Annotated in this window: 1 protein-coding gene (only partly in view); it reads left to right on the top strand. The window is 67.8% G+C overall.

Going from position 1 to position 18387, the window contains the following annotated elements:
* Positions 1-18387: the 3' portion of a non-ribosomal peptide synthetase gene (locus Q664_RS38025; protein ID WP_043407562.1), read on the top strand. Its footprint begins 14190 nt before the window's first position; 18387 of the gene's 32577 nt are visible here — the last part of the coding sequence; its start codon lies beyond the left edge, outside the window; it ends in the stop codon at positions 18385-18387.

Raw genomic sequence — 18387 nt, 5'->3', positions numbered from 1 at the left:
TGGAGCGGGAGGGTGGAGGAGTACCCGCGGGAGAAGGCGCTGCACGAGCTGTTCGAAGCGCAGGTGGAGAGGACGCCACGGGCCATCGCGGTGGAGTGCGAGGGCAGGAGCCTGACGTACGAGGAGTTGGACCGGAAGGCGAACCAGCTGGCGCACTACTTGAGGGGGATGGGAGTGGGCGCGGAGGTGAGGGTGGGGCTGAGCGTGGAGCGCTCGGTGGAGATGGTGGTGGGGGTGCTGGGAATCCTGAAGGCGGGAGGAGTGTACGTGCCGCTGGAGGCGAGCTACCCGGCGGAGCGGTTGGAGTGGATGAAGAGGGAGGCAGGGGTAGCGGTGGTGGTGGCGCAGGAGAAGGTGGCGGAGGAACTACCGGTGGGAGTGGAGCCGGTGGTGAGCGTGGACGGGGAGTGGGAAGCCATCAGTGCCCAGCCGGAGAGCGCGCCGGAGGCGGGAGTGGGAGGGGGGAACCTGGCGTACGTGATGTACACGTCGGGCTCGACAGGCCGACCCAAGGGAGTGGGAGTGCCGCACCGGGCAGTGGCGAGGCTGGTGCTGGGCGCGGACTACATGAAGCTGGGAGCCGGGGAAGTGGTGCTGCAACTGGCGCCGATGGCGTTCGACGCGTCGACGCTGGAGGTGTGGGGAGCACTGCTGAGCGGAGCGAAGCTGGTGGTGTACCCCGCGGGGACGCCGACGCTGGAGGAGCTGGGGAGGGCGCTGGAGGAGTACGGGGTGACGGTGCTGTGGCTGACGGCGGCGCTGTTCGAGCAGATGCAGGCGCGGCAGGCAGAGGCACTGGGCAAGGTGAAGCAGGTGCTGGCGGGAGGAGATGTCCTGCCGGTGGAGAGGGTGAGGGAGCGGTTGGCAGGGGGAGGAGTACTCATCAACGGGTATGGCCCAACGGAGAACACGACGTTCTCGAGCTGCAACCGGATGGAGGGAGGAGAGGAGGTAGGGGCGAGGGTGTCGATAGGCAAACCCATCACGAACACGAAGGCATACGTGTTGGGCGGGGAGATGGAGCCGGTGCCAGTGGGGGTGGTGGGAGAGTTGTACGTAGGGGGAGAGGGATTGGCGGTGGGGTACGTGAGCCGGCCGGAGCTGACGGCGGAGAGATTCGTACCGAGCCCATTCGGCAGCGGAGAAAGGCTGTACCGGACGGGGGACATGGTGAGGTGGCAGGGGGACGGGAAGTTGGAGTTCCTGGGGAGGCGGGACGGGCAGGTGAAGGTGAGGGGCTACCGCATCGAGCTGGGGGAAGTGGAAGCAGCGTTGAGCAGGCACCCGGCGGTGGGGGAAGTGGTGGTGGTGGTGAGGGAGGACGTGCCGGGAGACAAGCGGCTGGTGGCGTACGCGGTAGCGAAGCCCGGGCAGACGCTGGAGGCCGGAGAGCTGCGCGGCTTCATGAAGGAAACGCTGCCGGAGTACATGGTGCCGTCGGCGGTGGTGGAGCTTGAGGCGCTGCCGCTGACGCCCAACGGCAAGGTGGACAGGAAGGCGCTGCCGGCGCCGGACTTCGGTGAGGTGCGGGGAGAGGACTTCACCGCACCGCGAACGGAGGCGGAGCGGAAGCTGGCGAGCATCTTCGAGGAAGTGCTGGGGCTGGAGCGGGTGGGGGCACAGGGAGACTTCTTCGAGCTGGGAGGGCACTCGCTGCTGGCGACGCAGTTGGTGTCGAGGGTGAGAGAGTCCTTCGGGGTGGAGCTGCCGCTGAGGGACGTCTTCGAAGCGCCCACGGTGGAGGCGCTGGCGAAGAGAGTAGACAGCGAGTCGGACAGAGAGGCGTGGGCCAAGGCACCGCCGTTGAAGCGTGTAGCGAGAGACGGAGCGCTGCCGCTGTCATTCGCGCAGCAGCGGTTGTGGTTCCTGGATCAGTTGGAGCCAGGGAGCGCGTTCTACAACGTGCCGGTGGTGGTGAAGCTGACGGGCGTGTTGGACGTGGGCGCGTTGGAGCGGAGCTTCGAGGCGCTGGTGTATCGGCATGAGGTGCTGCGCACGACGTTCCGAGTGGAGAACGGGGCACCGGTACAGGTCATCTCCGAGGAGCCAGCACTGGCCTTCCCGATGGAGGATCTGAGCACGCTGGCGGAAGCCGATCGGGAGGTCGAGGCGAAGCGTCGGGTGGGTGAGGAAGCACAGCGGCCGTTCGATCTGGCTCAGGGCCCGCTGCTGAGGACGAGGCTGCTGCGGCTGGGCGAGAGGGAGCACGTGCTGGTGCTGGTGATGCACCACATCGTGTCGGACGGCTGGTCGATGGGGCTCCTGGTGCGGGAGCTGGCGGGCCTGTACGAGGCGTTCTCTCGAGGCAAGCCGTCCCCGTTGGCGGAGCTGCCGGTGCAGTACGCGGACTACGCGGCATGGCAGAGGCAGTGGCTGAGCGGAGAGGTGCTGGAGGAGCACCTGGGCTACTGGCGCAAGCAGTTGGAGGGAGCACCGCCAGCGCTGGAACTGCCGACGGACAAACCGCGCCCGGCGGTGCAGACCTTCCGGGGTGAGTACCGTGGATTCAAGTGGCCGAGGGAGCTGCAAGACGCGGTGAAGCGCCTGGCGCAGCGTGAGAGCGCTACACCGTTCATGGTGCTGCTGGCGGCGTTCCAGACGGTGCTGTCGAGGTACTCAGGGCAGCAGGACGTGAGCGTGGGCTCTGCCATCGCAAACCGGACGAGAGCGGAGACGGAGGGGCTGATTGGCTTCTTCGTGAACACGCTGGTGCTGAGGGCGAAGCTGGACGGCAACGCCACGTTCCGAGAACTGCTGGGACAGGTGCGGGAAGTGACGTTGGGGGCGTACGCGCACCAGGAAGTGCCATTCGAGAAGCTGGTGGAGGAGCTCAAGCCCGAGCGAGACCTGAGCCGCGGCCCGCTGTTCCAGGTGATGTTCGTCCTGCAGAACGCGCCAGTGAAGGAAGTGAAGCTGGAGGGGCTGACGCTGGCGGGAGTGGAAGCGGAAGGTGGGACGTCGAAGTTCGACCTGACGCTGGCGATGGAGGAGACGGAGCAGGGGCTGGCGGGAGGGATGGAGTTCAACAGCGACCTGTACGAAGCCGCGACGGTGGAGCGGCTCCTGGGTCACCTGAGGGTGCTGGTGCAGGCGGCGGTGGATCAGCCGGAGAAGAGGCTGAAGGAGCTGCCGCTGATGGGGGAGGAAGAGAAGCGGCAGGTAGTGGAGGAGTGGAACGCGACTGGGAGCGCGGGCCCCGAGGACGCGTGCCTGCACGAGCTGTTCGAGAAGCAGGTGGAGAGGACGCCGGAAGCGGTGGCGGTGGTGAGCGGGCGAAAGGAGCTGAAGTACGGAGAGCTCAACCAGAGAGCCAACCAGCTGGCGCACCGGTTGAGGAAGTTGGGAGTGGGTCCTGAGGTGAGGGTGGGGCTGTGCGTGGAGCGCACGGAGGAGATGGTGGTGGGGGTGTTGGGGGTGCTCAAGGCGGGAGGGGCCTACGTGCCGTTGGACCCGAACTACCCGAGTCAGAGGCTGGGCTTCATGTTGGAGGAGGCCAGGCCGAGGGTGGTGGTAGGCCAGTCGCACTTGCTGGAGAAGCTGCCGGAAGTGGGAGCGCAGCGGGTGGCGCTGGAGGGAGAGGAGCTGGCTGGAGAGAGGACGGACAACCCGGGAGGGAGCGCGGAGCCGGGGAACGTGGCGTACATCCTGTACACGTCGGGCTCGACGGGTCGGCCGAAGGGAGTGGCGCTGGAGCACCGCAACGCGGTGGCGTTCGTGAGGTGGGCGGCCGGGGAATTCAGCGCAGAGGAGCTGGCGGGGGTGCTGGCGGCGACGTCGCTGAACTTCGATTTGTCGGTGTTCGAGCTGTTCGCGCCGCTGACGAGGGGAGGGGTGGTGGTGGTGGCGAGGAACGCGCTGGAGCTGCCAGAACTGGAGGGGGTGGGGAGAGTAAGGCTCGTCAACACAGTGCCGTCGGCGATGGCGGAGCTGGTGCGGACGAGGGGAGTACCGGAGTCGGTGCGGGTGGTGAACCTGGCGGGAGAGCCGTTGGCGGGAGCGCTGGTGAGGGGGGTACACGAGGAGCTGCCCGGGGTGGAGAGGGTGCTCAACCTGTACGGACCGACGGAGGACACGACGTACTCGACGTACAAGCGAGTGCCCGGGGATACGCGGGGAGAGCCGACGATTGGGCGGCCCCTGAAGGGGAAACGGGCATACGTGCTGGACGGGGAGATGGAGCCGGTGCCGGTGGGAGTGGCGGGAGAGCTGTACCTGGGAGGAGAAGGCCAGGCGCGAGGGTACTTCGGCAGGCCGGAACTGACGGCGGAGCGCTTCGTACCGAGCCCGTACGGCCATGGAGAGAGGCTGTACCGGACGGGAGACCGGGTGAGGTGGCTGGCGGGAGGAGAGCTGGAGTACCTGGGGAGAATCGACCACCAGGTGAAGGTGAGGGGCTTCCGCATCGAGTTGGGCGAAGTGGAAGCGGCACTGCGCAGGCTCCCCGCGGTGGCGGAAGTGGTGGTGGTGGTGAGGGAGGACGTACCCGGGGACAAGCGCCTGGTGGCGTACGCGGTGGCGAAGCCGGGGCAGACGTTGGAGGCCGCGGCGGTGCGCGGCTTCCTGGGCGGAGTGTTGCCCGAGTACATGGTGCCCACGGCCATCGTGGTACTGGAGGCCCTGCCGCTGACGCCCAATGGCAAGGTGGACAGGAAGGCACTCCCGGCGCCGGCTCAGGAGCGGGGGCGCGAAGGCCATGAGGCACCGCGTACGGAGACGGAGCGGAAGCTGGCGAATCTCTGGGCGGAGGTGCTGCGCCAGGAGAAGGTGGGCCTGGGAGAGGACTTCTTCGCGCTGGGAGGGCACTCGCTGCTGGCGACGCAGCTGGTATCGAGGGTGAGAGAAGCCTTCGGAGTGGAGCTGCCGCTGAGGACGGTCTTCGAGGCGCCGACGGTGGAGCGGCTGGCGGCTCGGGTGCAGGAGGCGAAGCGAGGAATCAAGGCGCCGTTGACGCGGGTGCCGAGAGATGGAGCGTTGCCGCTGTCGTTCGCGCAGCAGCGGTTGTGGTTCCTGGATCAGCTCGAGCAGGGAAGCGTCTTCTACAACGTACCCGCGGTGGTGAGACTGAGGGGCGAGCTGAAGACAGAGGCACTGGAGCGGAGCTTCGAGGAGTTGGTGCGCCGGCACGAGGCGCTGCGCACGACGTTCCGAGTGGAGAACGGGGCGCCGGTGCAGGTCATCTCCGAGGAGCCGAGGCTCGCCTTCAGCGTGGAGGATCTGAGCGAGCTGCCGGAGCCGGCGCGCGAGGCCGAAGCGAGGCGGAGGGCGGAGCAGGAAGCACAGCGTCCGTTCGACTTCGAGAAGGGTCCGCTGCTGAGGACGAAGCTGCTGAAGCTTGGCGAGAGGGAGCACGTGTTGGTGCTGGTGATGCACCACATCGTGTCGGACGGCTGGTCGATGGGGATTCTCGTGCGGGAGCTGGCGGGCCTGTACGAGGCGTACTCGCGGGGCAAGCGCTCTCCGTTGGCGGAGCTGCCGGTGCAGTACGCGGACTATGCGGCGTGGCAGCGGCAGTGGCTGAGCGGGGAGGTCCTCGAGGAGCAGCTGGGGTACTGGCGCGAGCAGCTGGCGGGGGCGCCGCCAGTGTTGGAGCTGCCGACGGACAAGCCGAGGCCCGCGGTACGGACGTACCGGGGCGAGAGCCGGCACGTGATGTGGCCCAAGGCGCTCTGGAAGGCGGTGGAGGCGCTTGGCCGGAGAGAGGGCGCGACACCGTTCATGGTGCTGCTGGCGGCATTCCAGACGGTGTTGTCGAGGTACTCGGGCCAGGAGGACGTGAGCGTGGGCTCGCCCATCGCGGGCCGTACGCACGCGAGGACGGAGGGGCTGATCGGCTTCTTCGTGAACACGCTGGTGCTGAGGACGAGGCTGTCGAGGGAGCAGAGCTTCCGGGAGCTGCTGAAGCAGGTGCGGGAGGTGACGCTGGGGGCGTACGCGCACCAGGACGTGCCGTTCGAGAAGCTGGTGGAAGAGCTCAGGCCGGAGCGGAGCCTGAATCACTCGCCGCTCTTCCAGGTGACGCTGACACTGCAGAACACGCCGGTGACGGCGGACGTGAAGCTGGAGGCGCTGACACTGGAGGGCGTGGAGGCGGAGGAGAAGACCTCGAGGTTCGATCTGTCGCTGCTGGTGGATGAGGTGCCGGACGGGGTGGCGGCGACGGTGAACTACAGCAGCGATCTCTTCGAGGCCGCGACGATGGAGCGGCTGTTGGGGCACTTGCTCGTACTGCTGCAAGCGGCGGTGGAGCAGCCGGAGAGGAAGCTGAAGGAGTTGCCGCTGATGGGGGAGGAGGAGCGGCGGCAGGTGGTGGAGGAGTGGAGCGGGAAGGTGAAGGAGTACCCGCGGGAGAAGGCGCTGCACGAGCTGTTCGAAGCGCAGGTGGAGAGGACGCCACGGGCCATCGCAGTGGAGTGCGAGGGCAGGAGCCTGACGTACGAGGAGCTGGACCGGAAGGCGAACCAGCTGGCGCACTACCTGAGGGGAATGGGAGTGGGCCCCGAGGTGAGGGTGGGGCTGAGCGTGGAGCGCTCGGTGGAGATGGTGGTGGGGATGCTGGGCATCTTGAAGGCGGGAGGAGTGTACGTACCGCTGGAGGCGAGCTACCCGGCGGAGCGGTTGGAGTGGATGAAGAGGGAGGCAGGGGTAGCGGTGGTGGTGGCGCAGGAGAAGGTGGCGGAAGAGCTACCGGTGGGAGTGGAGCCGGTGGTGAGCGTGGACGGGGAGTGGGAAGCCATCAGCGCGCAGCCGGAGAGCAGGGTGGAGGCGGGAGTGGGAGGGGGGAACCTGGCGTACGTGATGTACACGTCGGGCTCGACCGGCCGACCCAAGGGAGTAGGAGTGCCGCACCGGGCAGTGGCGAGGCTGGTGCTGGGCGCGGACTACGTGAAGCTGGGAGCCGGAGAGGTGGTGCTGCAACTGGCGCCGATGGCATTCGACGCGTCGACGCTGGAGGTGTGGGGAGCGCTGCTGAGTGGGGCGAAGCTGGTGGTGTACCCGGCGGGGACGCCGACGCTGGAGGAGCTGGGGAGGGCGCTGGAGGAGTACGGGGTGACGGTGCTGTGGCTGACGGCGGCGCTGTTCGAGCAGATGCAGGCGCGGCAGGCAGAGGCGTTGGGGAAGGTGAAGCAGGTGCTGGCGGGAGGAGACGTCCTGCCAGTGGAGAGGGTGAGGGAGCGGCTCGCTACGGGAGGCGTACTCATCAACGGGTATGGCCCAACGGAGAACACGACATTCTCGAGCTGCAACCGGATGGAGGGAGGAGAGGAAGTAGGGGCGAGGGTGTCGATAGGCAAACCCATCACGAACACGAAGGCATACGTGTTGGACGGGGAGATGCAGGTAGTGCCGGTGGGGGTGGTGGGAGAGCTGTACGTGGGGGGGGACGGACTGGCGGTGGGGTACGTGAGCCGGCCGGAGCTGACGGCGGAGAGATTCGTACCGAGTCCATTCGGCACAGGAGAGAGGCTGTACCGGACGGGAGACATGGTGAGGTGGCAGGGGAACGGCAAGTTGGAGTTCCTGGGCCGCCGGGACGGACAGGTGAAGGTGCGGGGCTACCGCATCGAGCTGGGGGAAGTGGAAGCAGCGTTGAGCAGGCACCCGGCGGTGGGGGAAGCGGTGGTGGTGGTGAGGGAGGACTCGCCAGGAGACAAGCGGCTGGTGGCGTATGCGGTGGCGCGAGAGGGGCACGCGCTGGAAGCCACGGCATTGCGCGGTTTCCTGGGAGGAATGCTGCCGGAGTACATGGTGCCGTCGGCCATTGTGGAGTTGAAGGCGTTGCCGCTGACGCCCAATGGCAAGGTGGACCGGAAGGCGCTGCCGGCGCCGCACCTCGGTGGAGAGCAGGATGCGGATTTCACCGCGCCGCGCACGGAGGCGGAGCGGAAGCTGGCGAGCATCTTCGAGGAGGTGCTGGGGCTGGAGCGGGTAGGAGTCCGGGGAGACTTCTTCGAGTTGGGAGGGCACTCGCTGCTGGCGACGCAGTTGGTGTCGCGGGTGAGAGAAGCCTTCGGAGTGGAACTGCCGCTGAGGGATATCTTCGAGGCGCCGACAGTGGAGGCGTTGGCGGAGAGGGTAGGCAGCGAGTCGAGCAGAGGAGCGGGAGTCAAGGCACCGCCGTTGAAGCGTGTGGCGAGAGGCGGCGCGTTGCCGCTGTCATTCGCGCAGCAGCGGCTGTGGTTCCTGGATCAGTTGGAGCCAGGGAGCGCGTTCTACAACGTGCCATCGGTGGTGAAGCTGACCGGCGAGCTGGACGTAGAAGCGCTGGAGAGGAGCTTCGAGGAGTTGGTGCGCAGGCACGAGGCGTTGCGCACGACGTTCCGAGTCGAGAACGGCGAGCCGGTGCAGGTCATCTCCGAGAAGCCGGCACTGGCGTTCACCGCGGAGGACCTGAGCGATCAGCCCGAGGCTCGGAGAGAGGCCGAGGCACAGCGTCGAGTGGAGGAGGCGGCCCGGCGGCCGTTCGAGCTCGAGAAGGGTCCGTTGTTGAGGATCACGCTGCTGAAGCTGGGAGAGAGGGAGCACGTGCTGGTGCTGGTGATGCACCACATCGTGTCGGACGGCTGGTCGATGGGGATCCTGGTGCGGGAGGTAGCGGAGCTGTACGAGGCGTTCTCTCGAGGCAAGCCGTCCCCGTTGGCGGAGCTGCCGGTGCAGTACGCGGACTACGCGGCATGGCAGAGGCAGTGGCTGGATGGAGAGGTGCTGGAGGAGCAGCTGGGCTACTGGCGCAAGCAGCTGCGGGGAGCACCGCCCGCGCTGGAGCTGCCGACGGACAAGCCTCGGCCAGCGGTGCAGACCTTCCGGGGTGACTCCCGAGGCATCCAGTGGCCGAGGGGGCTGCAAGACGCGGTGAAGAGCCTGGCGCAGCGTGAAGGCGCCACGTCGTTCATGGTGTTGTTGGCGGCGTTCCAGGTGGTGTTGGGGAGGTACGCGGGGCAGGACGATGTGAGCGTGGGCTCTGCCATCGCAAACCGGACGAGAGCGGAGACGGAGGGGCTGATTGGCTTCTTCGTGAACACGCTGGTGTTGAGGGCGAAGCTGGACGGCAACGCCACGTTCCGAGAGCTGCTGAGGCAGGTGCGGGAGGTGACGCTGGGCGCCTATGCGCACCAGGAAGTGCCCTTCGAGAAGCTGGTGGAAGAGCTCAAGCCCGAGCGAGGCCTGAGCCGCGGTCCGCTGTTCCAGGTGATGTTCGTCCTGCAGAACGCGCCAGTGAAGGAAGTGAAGCTGGAGGGACTGACGCTGGCGGGAGTGGAGGCGGAGGGGAAGACGTCGAAGTTCGACCTGACGTTGGGGCTGGTGGAGACGGAGCAGGGGCTGGTGGGAGGGATGGAGTTCAACAGCGACCTGTACGAAGCCGCGACGGTGGAGCGGCTCCTGGGGCACTTGCGGGTCTTGTTGCAAGCGGCAGTGGAGCAGCCGGAGAAGAGGCTGAAGGAGCTGCCGCTGATGGGGGAGGAAGAGAAGCAGCGGCTGTTGGTGGAGTGGAGCGGGAGGGTGGAGGAGTACCCGCGAGAGAAGGCGCTGCACGAGCTGTTCGAAGCGCAGGTGGAGAGGACGCCCCGGGCCATCGCGGTGGAGTGCGAGGGCAAGAGCCTGACGTACGAGGAGCTGGACCGGAGGGCGAACCAGCTGGCGCACCACTTGAGGGGAATGGGAGTGGGCCCCGAGGTGAGGGTGGGGCTGAGCGTGGAGCGCTCGGTGGAGATGGTGATGGGGATGCTGGGAATCCTGAAGGCGGGGGGAGTGTACGTACCGCTGGAGGCGAGCTACCCGGCGGAGCGGTTGGAGTGGATGAAGCGGGAGGCGGGAGTGGCGGTGGTGGTGGCGAAGGGCAAGCCACCAGAGGGTACGGAGCCGGTGGTGAGCGTGGACGGGGAGTGGGAAGCCATCAGTGCCCAGCCGGAGAGCGCGCCGGAGGCGGGAGTGGGAGGGGAGAACCTGGCGTACGTGATGTACACGTCGGGGTCGACGGGAAGGCCGAAGGGAGTGGGAGTGCCGCACCGTGCGGTGGCGAGGCTGGTGATGGGTGCGGACTACGTGAAGCTGGGAGCCGGAGAGGTGGTGCTGCAGCTGGCGCCGATGGCATTCGACGCCTCGACGCTGGAGGTGTGGGGAGCGCTGCTGAGCGGAGCGAAGCTGGTGGTGTACCCGGCGGGGACGCCGACGCTGGAGGAGCTGGGGAGGGCGCTGGGGGAGTACGGGGTGACGGTGCTGTGGCTGACGGCGGCGCTGTTCGAGCAGATGCAGGCGCGGCAGGCAGAGGCGTTGGGGAAGGTGAAGCAGGTGCTGGCGGGAGGAGATGTCCTGCCGGTGGAGAGGGTGAGGGAGCGGCTCGCTACGGGAGGAGTGCTCATCAACGGGTACGGGCCGACGGAGAACACGACGTTCTCGAGCTGCAACCGGATGGAGGGAGGAGAGGAGGTAGGGGCGAGGGTGTCCATCGGCAAACCCATCACGAACACGAAGGCATACGTGTTGGGCGGGGAGATGGAGCCGGTGCCAGTGGGGGTGGTGGGAGAGTTGTACGTAGGGGGAGAGGGATTGGCGGTGGGGTACGTGAGCCGGCCGGAGCTGACGGCGGAGAGATTCGTACCGAGCCCATTCGGCAGCGGAGAGAGGCTGTACCGGACGGGAGACATGGTGAGGTGGCAGGGGGACGGGAAGTTGGAGTTCCTGGGGAGGCGGGACGGGCAGGTGAAGGTGAGGGGCTACCGCATCGAGCTGGGGGAAGTGGAAGCAGCGCTGAGCAGGCACCCGGCGGTGGGGGAAGTGGTGGTGGTGGTGAGGGAGGACGCACCGGGAGACAAGCGGCTGGTGGCGTACGCGGTGGCGAAGCCCGGACAGAGGCTGGAGGCCGGAGAGCTGCGCGGCTTCATGAAGGAAACGCTGCCGGAGTACATGGTGCCGTCGGCCATTGTGGAGCTAGCGGCGCTACCGCTGACGCCCAACGGCAAGGTGGACAGGAAGGCGTTGCCGGCGCCGCACCTCGGGGATGCGCAGGAGGAGAACTTCACCGCACCGCGAACGGAGACGGAGCGGAAGCTGGCGGGCATCTTCGCGCAGGTGCTGGGGCTGGAACGGGTAGGAGTCCGAGGAGACTTCTTCGAGCTGGGAGGGCACTCGCTGCTGGCGACGCAGTTGGTGTCGAGAGTGAGAGAAGCCTTCGGAGTGGAGTTGCCGCTGAGGGACGTCTTCGAGGCGCCTACGGTGGAGGCTCTCGCCGGACGGGTGGAGAAGCCCGTGGGCTCTGGGGTGGTACTCCGGGTTCCGCCGCTGAAGCCGCGAGTGGATCGGCGAGCCGCGCCGCCGCTGTCGTTCGCGCAGCAGCGGTTGTGGTTCCTGGACCAGTTTGAGCGAGGGAGTGCCTTCTACAACGTGCCCGCCGTGGTGAGGCTGACGGGAGCGCTGCGGGAGGATGTGCTGGAGAAGAGCTTCGAGGAGCTGGTGCGTCGGCACGAGGCGTTGCGCACGACGTTCCGCACCGAGAATGGGAAGCCGGTGCAGGTGATCTCCGCTCAGGTCCGGGTGCCGTTGGAGCGAGTGGATCTCCGTGGGCAGCCGGAAGTGGAGCGAGAGGCCCAGGCGAGGCAGAGGGCGGAGCAAGAAGCGCAGAGTCCGTTTGATCTGGTCAGCGGACCATTGCTCAGAATCACGCTGCTGAAGCTGGGAGAGAGGGAGCACGTGTTGGTGCTGGTGATGCACCACATCGTGTCGGACGGCTGGTCGATGGGGATCCTGGTGCGGGAGGTCGCGGAGCTGTACGAGGCGTTCTCGAAGGGGAAGCAGTCCCCGTTGGAGGAGCTGCCGGTGCAGTACGCGGACTACGCGGCGTGGCAGCGGCAGTGGCTGGATGGAGAGGTGCTGGAGGGGCAGCTCGAGTATTGGCGCAAGCAGCTGCGGGGAGCGCCGCCGGCGCTGGAGTTGCCAACGGACAAGCCACGGCCAGCGGTGCAGACGTACCGGGGAGGGCACCGAGGCATCCAGTGGCCGAGGGAGCTGCAAGACGCGGTGAAGAGCCTGGCGCAGCGTGAAGGCGCCACGCCGTTCATGGTGTTGTTGGCGGCGTTCCAGGTGGTGTTGGGGAGGTACGCGGGGCAGGACGATGTGAGCGTGGGCTCTGCCATCGCAAACCGGACGAGAGCGGAGACGGAGGGGCTGATTGGCTTCTTCGTGAACACGCTGGTGCTGAGGGCGAAGCTGGACGGCAACGCCACGTTCCGAGAGCTGCTGAGGCAGGTGCGGGAAGTGACGCTGGGCGCCTACGCGCACCAGGAAGTGCCATTCGAGAAGCTGGTGGAGGAGCTGAGGCCGGAGAGGGACCTGAGCCGCGGCCCGCTATTCCAGGTGATGTTCGTCCTGCAGAACGCGCCAGCGAAGGAAGTGAAGCTGGAGGGACTGACGCTGGCGGGAGTGGAAGCGGAGGGGAAGACGTCGAAGTTCGACCTGACGCTGGCGATGGAGGAGACGGAGCAGGGGCTGGCGGGAGGGATGGAGTTCAACAGCGACCTGTACGAGGCCGCGACGGTGGAGCGGATGCTGGGTCACCTGAGGGTGCTGGTGCAGGCGGCGGTGGAACAGCCGGAGAAGAGGCTGAAGGAGCTGCCGCTGATGGGGGAGGAGGAGCGGCGGCAGGTGGTGGAGGAGTGGAGCGGGAGGGTGGAGGAGTACCCGCGAGAGAAGGCGCTGCACGAGCTGTTCGAAGCACAGGTGGAGAGAACGCCACGGGCCATCGCGGTGGAGTGCGAGGGCAGGAGCCTGACGTACGAGGAGTTGGACCGGAGGGCCAACCAGCTGGCGCACCACTTGAGGGGAATGGGAGTAGGCCCCGAGGTGAGGGTGGGACTGAGCGTGGAGCGCTCGGTGGAGATGGTGGTGGGGATGCTGGGCATCCTGAAGGCGGGAGGAGTGTACGTGCCGCTGGAGGCGAGCTACCCGGCGGAGCGCTTGGAGTGGATGAAGCGGGAGGCGGGAGTGGCGGTGGTGGTGGCGAAGGGCAAGTCGCCAGAGGGCACGGAGCCGGTGGTGAGCGTGGACGGGGAGTGGGAGGCCATTAGCGCGCAGCCGGAGAGAGCGCTGGAGTCGGGAGTGGGAGGAGGGAACCTGGCGTACGTGATGTACACGTCGGGCTCGACAGGCCGACCCAAGGGAGTGGGAGTGCCGCACCGGGCAGTGGCGAGGCTGGTGATGGGTGCGGACTACGTGAAGCTGGGAGCCGGAGAGGTGGTGCTGCAGCTGGCGCCGATGGCATTCGACGCGTCGACGCTGGAGGTGTGGGGAGCACTGCTGAGTGGGGCGAAGCTGGTGGTGTACCCGGCGGGGACGCCGACGCTGGAGGAGCTGGGAAGGGCGTTGGGCGAGTACGGGGTGACGGTGCTGTGGCTGACGGCGGCGCTGTTCGAGCAGATGCAGGCGCGGCAGGCAGAGGCGTTGGGGAAGGTGAAGCAGGTGCTGGCGGGAGGAGACGTGCTGCCAGTGGAGAGGGTGAGGGAGCGGTTGGCAGGGGGAGGAGTACTCATCAACGGGTACGGGCCGACGGAGAACACGACGTTCTCGAGCTGCAACCGGATGGAGGGAGGGGAGGAAGTAGGGGCGAGGGTGTCCATCGGAAAGCCCATCACGAACACGAAGGCATACGTGTTGGACGGGGAGATGGAGCCGGTGCCAGTGGGGGTGGTGGGAGAGTTGTACGTAGGGGGAGAGGGATTGGCGGTGGGGTACGTGAGCCGGCCGGAGCTGACGGCGGAGAGATTCGTACCGAGTCCGTTCGGCAGCGGAGAAAGGCTGTACCGGACGGGAGACATGGTGAGGTGGCAGGGGGACGGGAAGCTGGAGTTCCTGGGGAGGCGGGACGGACAGGTGAAGGTGCGGGGCTACCGCATCGAGCTGGGGGAAGTGGAAGGGGCGCTGAGCAGGCACCCGGCGGTGGGGGAAGCGGTGGTGGTGGTGAGGGAGGACGCACCGGGAGACAAGCGGCTGGTGGCGTACGCGGTGGCGAAGCCGGGACAGAGGCTGGAGGCCGGAGAGCTGCGCGGCTTCGTGAAGGAAACGCTGCCGGAGTACATGGTGCCATCGGCGGTGGTGGAGCTTGAGGCGTTGCCGCTGACGCCCAACGGCAAGGTGGACCGGAAGGCGCTACCGGCTCCGGAGCAGGAGAGAGTGCGGGAGGGACACGAGGCACCGCGCACGGAGACGGAGCGGGAGCTGGCGAGCCTATGGGAGGAGGTGCTGCACCAGGAGAAGGTGGGCCTGGGAGAGGACTTCTTCGAGCTGGGAGGGCACTCGCTGCTGGCGACGCAGCTGGTGTCGAGGGTGCGAGAGGCGTTCGGAGTGGAGCTGCCGCTGAGGGCGGTCTTCGAGGCGCCGACAGTGGAGAAGTTGGCGGCGCGGGTTCTGGCCACGAAGGTGGGACTCGAGGCGCCGCCGCTGATGCGTGTGCCGAGAGACGGCGCGCTGCCGCTGTCATTCGCACAGCAGCGGCTGTGGTTCCTGGATCAGCTCGAGCAGGAAAGCGCGTTCTACAACGTGCCCGCGGTGGTGAATCTGAAGGGGGCATTGGACGTGGGCGCGCTGGGGCGAGGCTTCGAGGAACTGGTGCGCCGGCACGAGGCGCTGCGCACGACATTCCGGACCGAGGGCGGGGAGCCGGTGCAGAGCATCTCCGAGGAGCCGCGGCTCGCTTTCACCGTGGAGGATCTGAGCGCGCTGCCCGAGGCCCGGAAAGAGGCCGAGGCGAAGCGTCGAGTGGAGGAGGAGACCCAGCGTCCATTCAACCTGGCCCAGGGTCCACTGCTGAGGACCACCCTGCTGAAGTTGGGAGAGCGGGAGCACGTGCTGGTGCTGGTGATGCACCACATCGTGTCGGATGGCTGGTCGATGGGGCTCCTGGTGCGGGAGCTGGCGGCCCTGTACGAGGCGTACGCGCAGGGCAGGCCCTCCCCGTTGGAGGAGCTGCCGGTGCAGTACGCGGACTACGCGGCATGGCAGCGGCAGTGGCTGAGTGGAGAGGTGCTGAAGGAGCAGCTGGGCTACTGGCGCAAGCAGCTGGAGGGAGCCCCGCCTGCGCTGGAGTTGCCAACGGACAAGCCGCGGCCGGCGGTGCAGGCGTACCGGGGCGAGCATCGGAGCTTCCACTGGCCGAGGGAGTTGCGGGAAGCGGTGAAGGTCCTGGCACAGCGCGAGAGCGCCACACCGTTCATGGTGTTGCTGGCGGCGTTCCAGACGGTGCTGTCGAGGTACTCAGGGCAGCGGGACGTGAGCGTGGGCTCGCCCATCGCCAACCGGACGAGAGCGGAGACGGAGGGGCTGATCGGCTTCTTCGTGAACACGCTGGTGCTGCGGACGAAGCTGGAAGGCAACGTCACGTTCCGAGAACTGCTGGGACAGGTGCGGGAAGTGACGTTGGGGGCGTACGCGCACCAGGAAGTGCCATTCGAGAAGCTGGTGGAGGAGCTCAAGCCCGAGCGAGACCTGAGCCGCGGCCCGCTGTTCCAGGTGATGTTCACGCTGCAGAACACTCCGGTGAAGGGTGTTGAGCTGGAGGGACTGACGCTGGAGGCGGTGGAGGCGGAGGGGAAGACGGCGAAGTTCGATCTGACGCTGGCGATGGTGGAGACGGAGCAGGGGCTGGCGGGAGGGATGGAGTTCAACAGCGACCTGTACGAGGCCGCGACGGTGGAGCGGATGCTGGGGCACCTGAGGGTGCTGCTGGAGGCAGCCGTGCGTGCGCCGGAGAAGAGGTTGATGGAGCTGCCGCTGATGGGGGAGGAGGAGAGGCGGCAGGTGGTGGAGGAGTGGAGCACCACCGGAAGGACGGGACCCGAGGACGCGTGCCTGCACGAGCTGTTCGAGAAGCAGGTGGAGAGGACGCCGGCGGCGGTGGCGGTGGTGAGTGGGCGAAAGGAGCTGAAGTACGGAGAGCTCAACCAGAGGGCCAACCAGCTGGCGCACCGGTTGAGGAAGTTGGGAGTGGGCCCCGAGGAGAGGGTGGGGCTGTGCGTGGAGCGAACGGAGGAGATGGTGGTGGGGGTGTTGGGGGTGCTCAAGGCGGGAGGGGCGTACGTGCCGTTGGACCCGAACTACCCGGGGCAGAGGCTGGGCTTCATGTTGGAGGAGGCCAGGCCGAGGGTGGTGGTGGGCCAGTCGCACTTGCTGGAGAAGCTGCCGGAAGTGGGAGCGCAGCGGGTGGCGCTGGAGGGAGAGGAGCTGGCTGGAGAGAGGACGGACAACCCGGGCAGGAGCGCGGAGCCGGGGAACGTGGCGTACGTCCTGTACACGTCGGGCTCGACGGGCCGGCCGAAGGGAGTGGCGCTGGAGCACCGCAACGCGGTGGCGTTCGTGAGGTGGGCGGCCGGGGAATTCAGCGCAGAGGAGCTGGCGGGGGTGCTGGCGGCGACGTCGCTGAACTTCGATTTGTCGGTGTTCGAGCTGTTCGCGCCGCTGACGAGGGGAGGGGTGGTGGTGGTGGCGAGGAACGCGCTGGAGCTGCCAGAACTGGAGGAGGCGGGGAGAGTAAGGCTCGTCAACACAGTGCCGTCGGCGATGGCGGAGCTGGTGCGGACGAGAGGAGTACCGGAGTCGGTGAGGGTGGTGAACCTGGCGGGAGAGCCGCTGACAGGAGCACTGGTGAGGGGGGTGCACGAGGCGCTGCCCGGGGTGGAGCGGGTGCTCAACCTGTACGGACCGACGGAGGACACGACGTACTCGACGTATACGCGAGTGTCCGGGGATACGCGGGGAGAGCCGACGATTGGGCGGCCCCTGAAGGGGAAACGGGCATACGTGCTGGACGGGGAGATGGAGCCGGTGCCGGTGGGAGTGGCGGGAGAGCTGTACCTGGGAGGAGAAGGCCAGGCACGGGGCTACTTCGGCAGGCCGGAGCTGACGGCGGAGCGCTTCGTACCGAGCCCGTACGGCCATGGAGAAAGGCTGTACCGGACGGGAGACCGGGTGAGGTGGCTGGCGGGAGGGGAGCTGGAGTACCTGGGGAGAATCGACCACCAGGTGAAGGTGAGGGGCTTCCGCATCGAGCTGGGCGAAGTGGAAGCGGTGCTGCGGCAGCAGGATGGCGTGCGCGAGGCAGTGGTGGTGGTGAGGGAGGACGGAGGCGAGGGCAAGAGGCTGGTGGCGTACGTGGTGCCGGAAGGAAGGGCGCTCGAGGCGGCGGTGTTGCGGCAGTACGCGAGGGAGAGGTTGCCCGAGTACATGGTGCCCACGGCCATCGTGGTCCTGGAGGCCCTGCCGCTGACGCCCAACGGCAAGGTGGACAGGAAGGCACTCCCGGCTCCCGAGGGGCTCTCGCTGGAGTCCTCCGTCGTGGCGCCTCGGGACGCGTGGGAGCTCCAGCTCGTCCGCATCTGGGAGGAGCTGCTGGGCGTCCAGCCGGTGGGGCCCGGGAGCAACTTCTTCGAGTTGGGAGGTCACTCCCTGCTGGGCATGCGGCTCATGTCGATGATCCGCGAGCGTCTGGGCCGGAGCCTGCCCGTGGCTGCGCTGTTCCAGACGGCCACCCTTGAGGAGCTGGCGGTGCGGCTGCGCCAGGCGCCGGGACACGTGTCTCCGCTGGTGCCCCTGTCGATGGGGGGCTCGGGCCGTCCCTTCTTCTGCGTCCACCCCGTGAGCGGCACGGTCCTGCCCTACCTGGAGCTGGCGCGGCGGCTCGGCCCGGAGGTGCCGTTCTACGCGTTGCAGTCCCCGGGGCTCGAAGGGGAGTGCGTGCCGCTCCAGACGGTCGAGTCCATGGCGGCCCGCTATGTGGAGGCCCTCCGCACCGTCCAACCCATGGGCCCGTACCGGTTGGGTGGCTGGTCCCTGGGAGGGGTGGTGGCCTTCGAGATGGCGCGGCAGCTCGAGCAACAGGGCGAGCGTGTGGAGCAGCTCGTGCTCGTCGACGCCTACGCCTTCGAGCAGCGCCTGCCCGAAGGGGCCGGTGCCGCGTGGATCGCCTCCCGGTTCGTGGAGTTCACGGCCCGGCTCCTCGGCCTGCCCGTTCCCGCGCTGCACCTGGAGGACTCACTCCCGGAGCCCGAGGAGGTGTTGCTGCGCCGGCTGCTCGACCTGGGCCGCGAAGCGGGGGTCCTGAAGCAGGGCGTGGGATTCGAGGAGCTCCGTCTCCTGTACCGCGTCTTCGAGAGCAACCTGCGTGCCCTGGCGCGGTACGTGCCGGGGCCCTACGGCGGCCGGCTCACGCTCTTCCGGGCGAGCGGGACGGCCGTGCCCGTGTCGGCGGGGAGTCCGGGAGGCTGGGGACGCTGGGTGGCCGGGGGGGTGGAGGAGCACCAGCTCCAGGGCGATCACCACTCCATCCTCCAGGCTCCGGAGGTCCAGACGCTCGCCGAGCGGCTGGGCATGCTCCTGACCGCCCGGTCCGGAAAACCTGAGTCTTGA

This window comes from Archangium violaceum Cb vi76 (assembly GCF_000733295.1).
In the GTDB taxonomy this organism is placed as follows: Bacteria; Myxococcota; Myxococcia; order Myxococcales; family Myxococcaceae; genus Archangium; species Archangium violaceum.
Note: the sequence above shows the minus strand (reverse complement) of the source record. Positions and strands in the feature narration are given on the sequence as shown.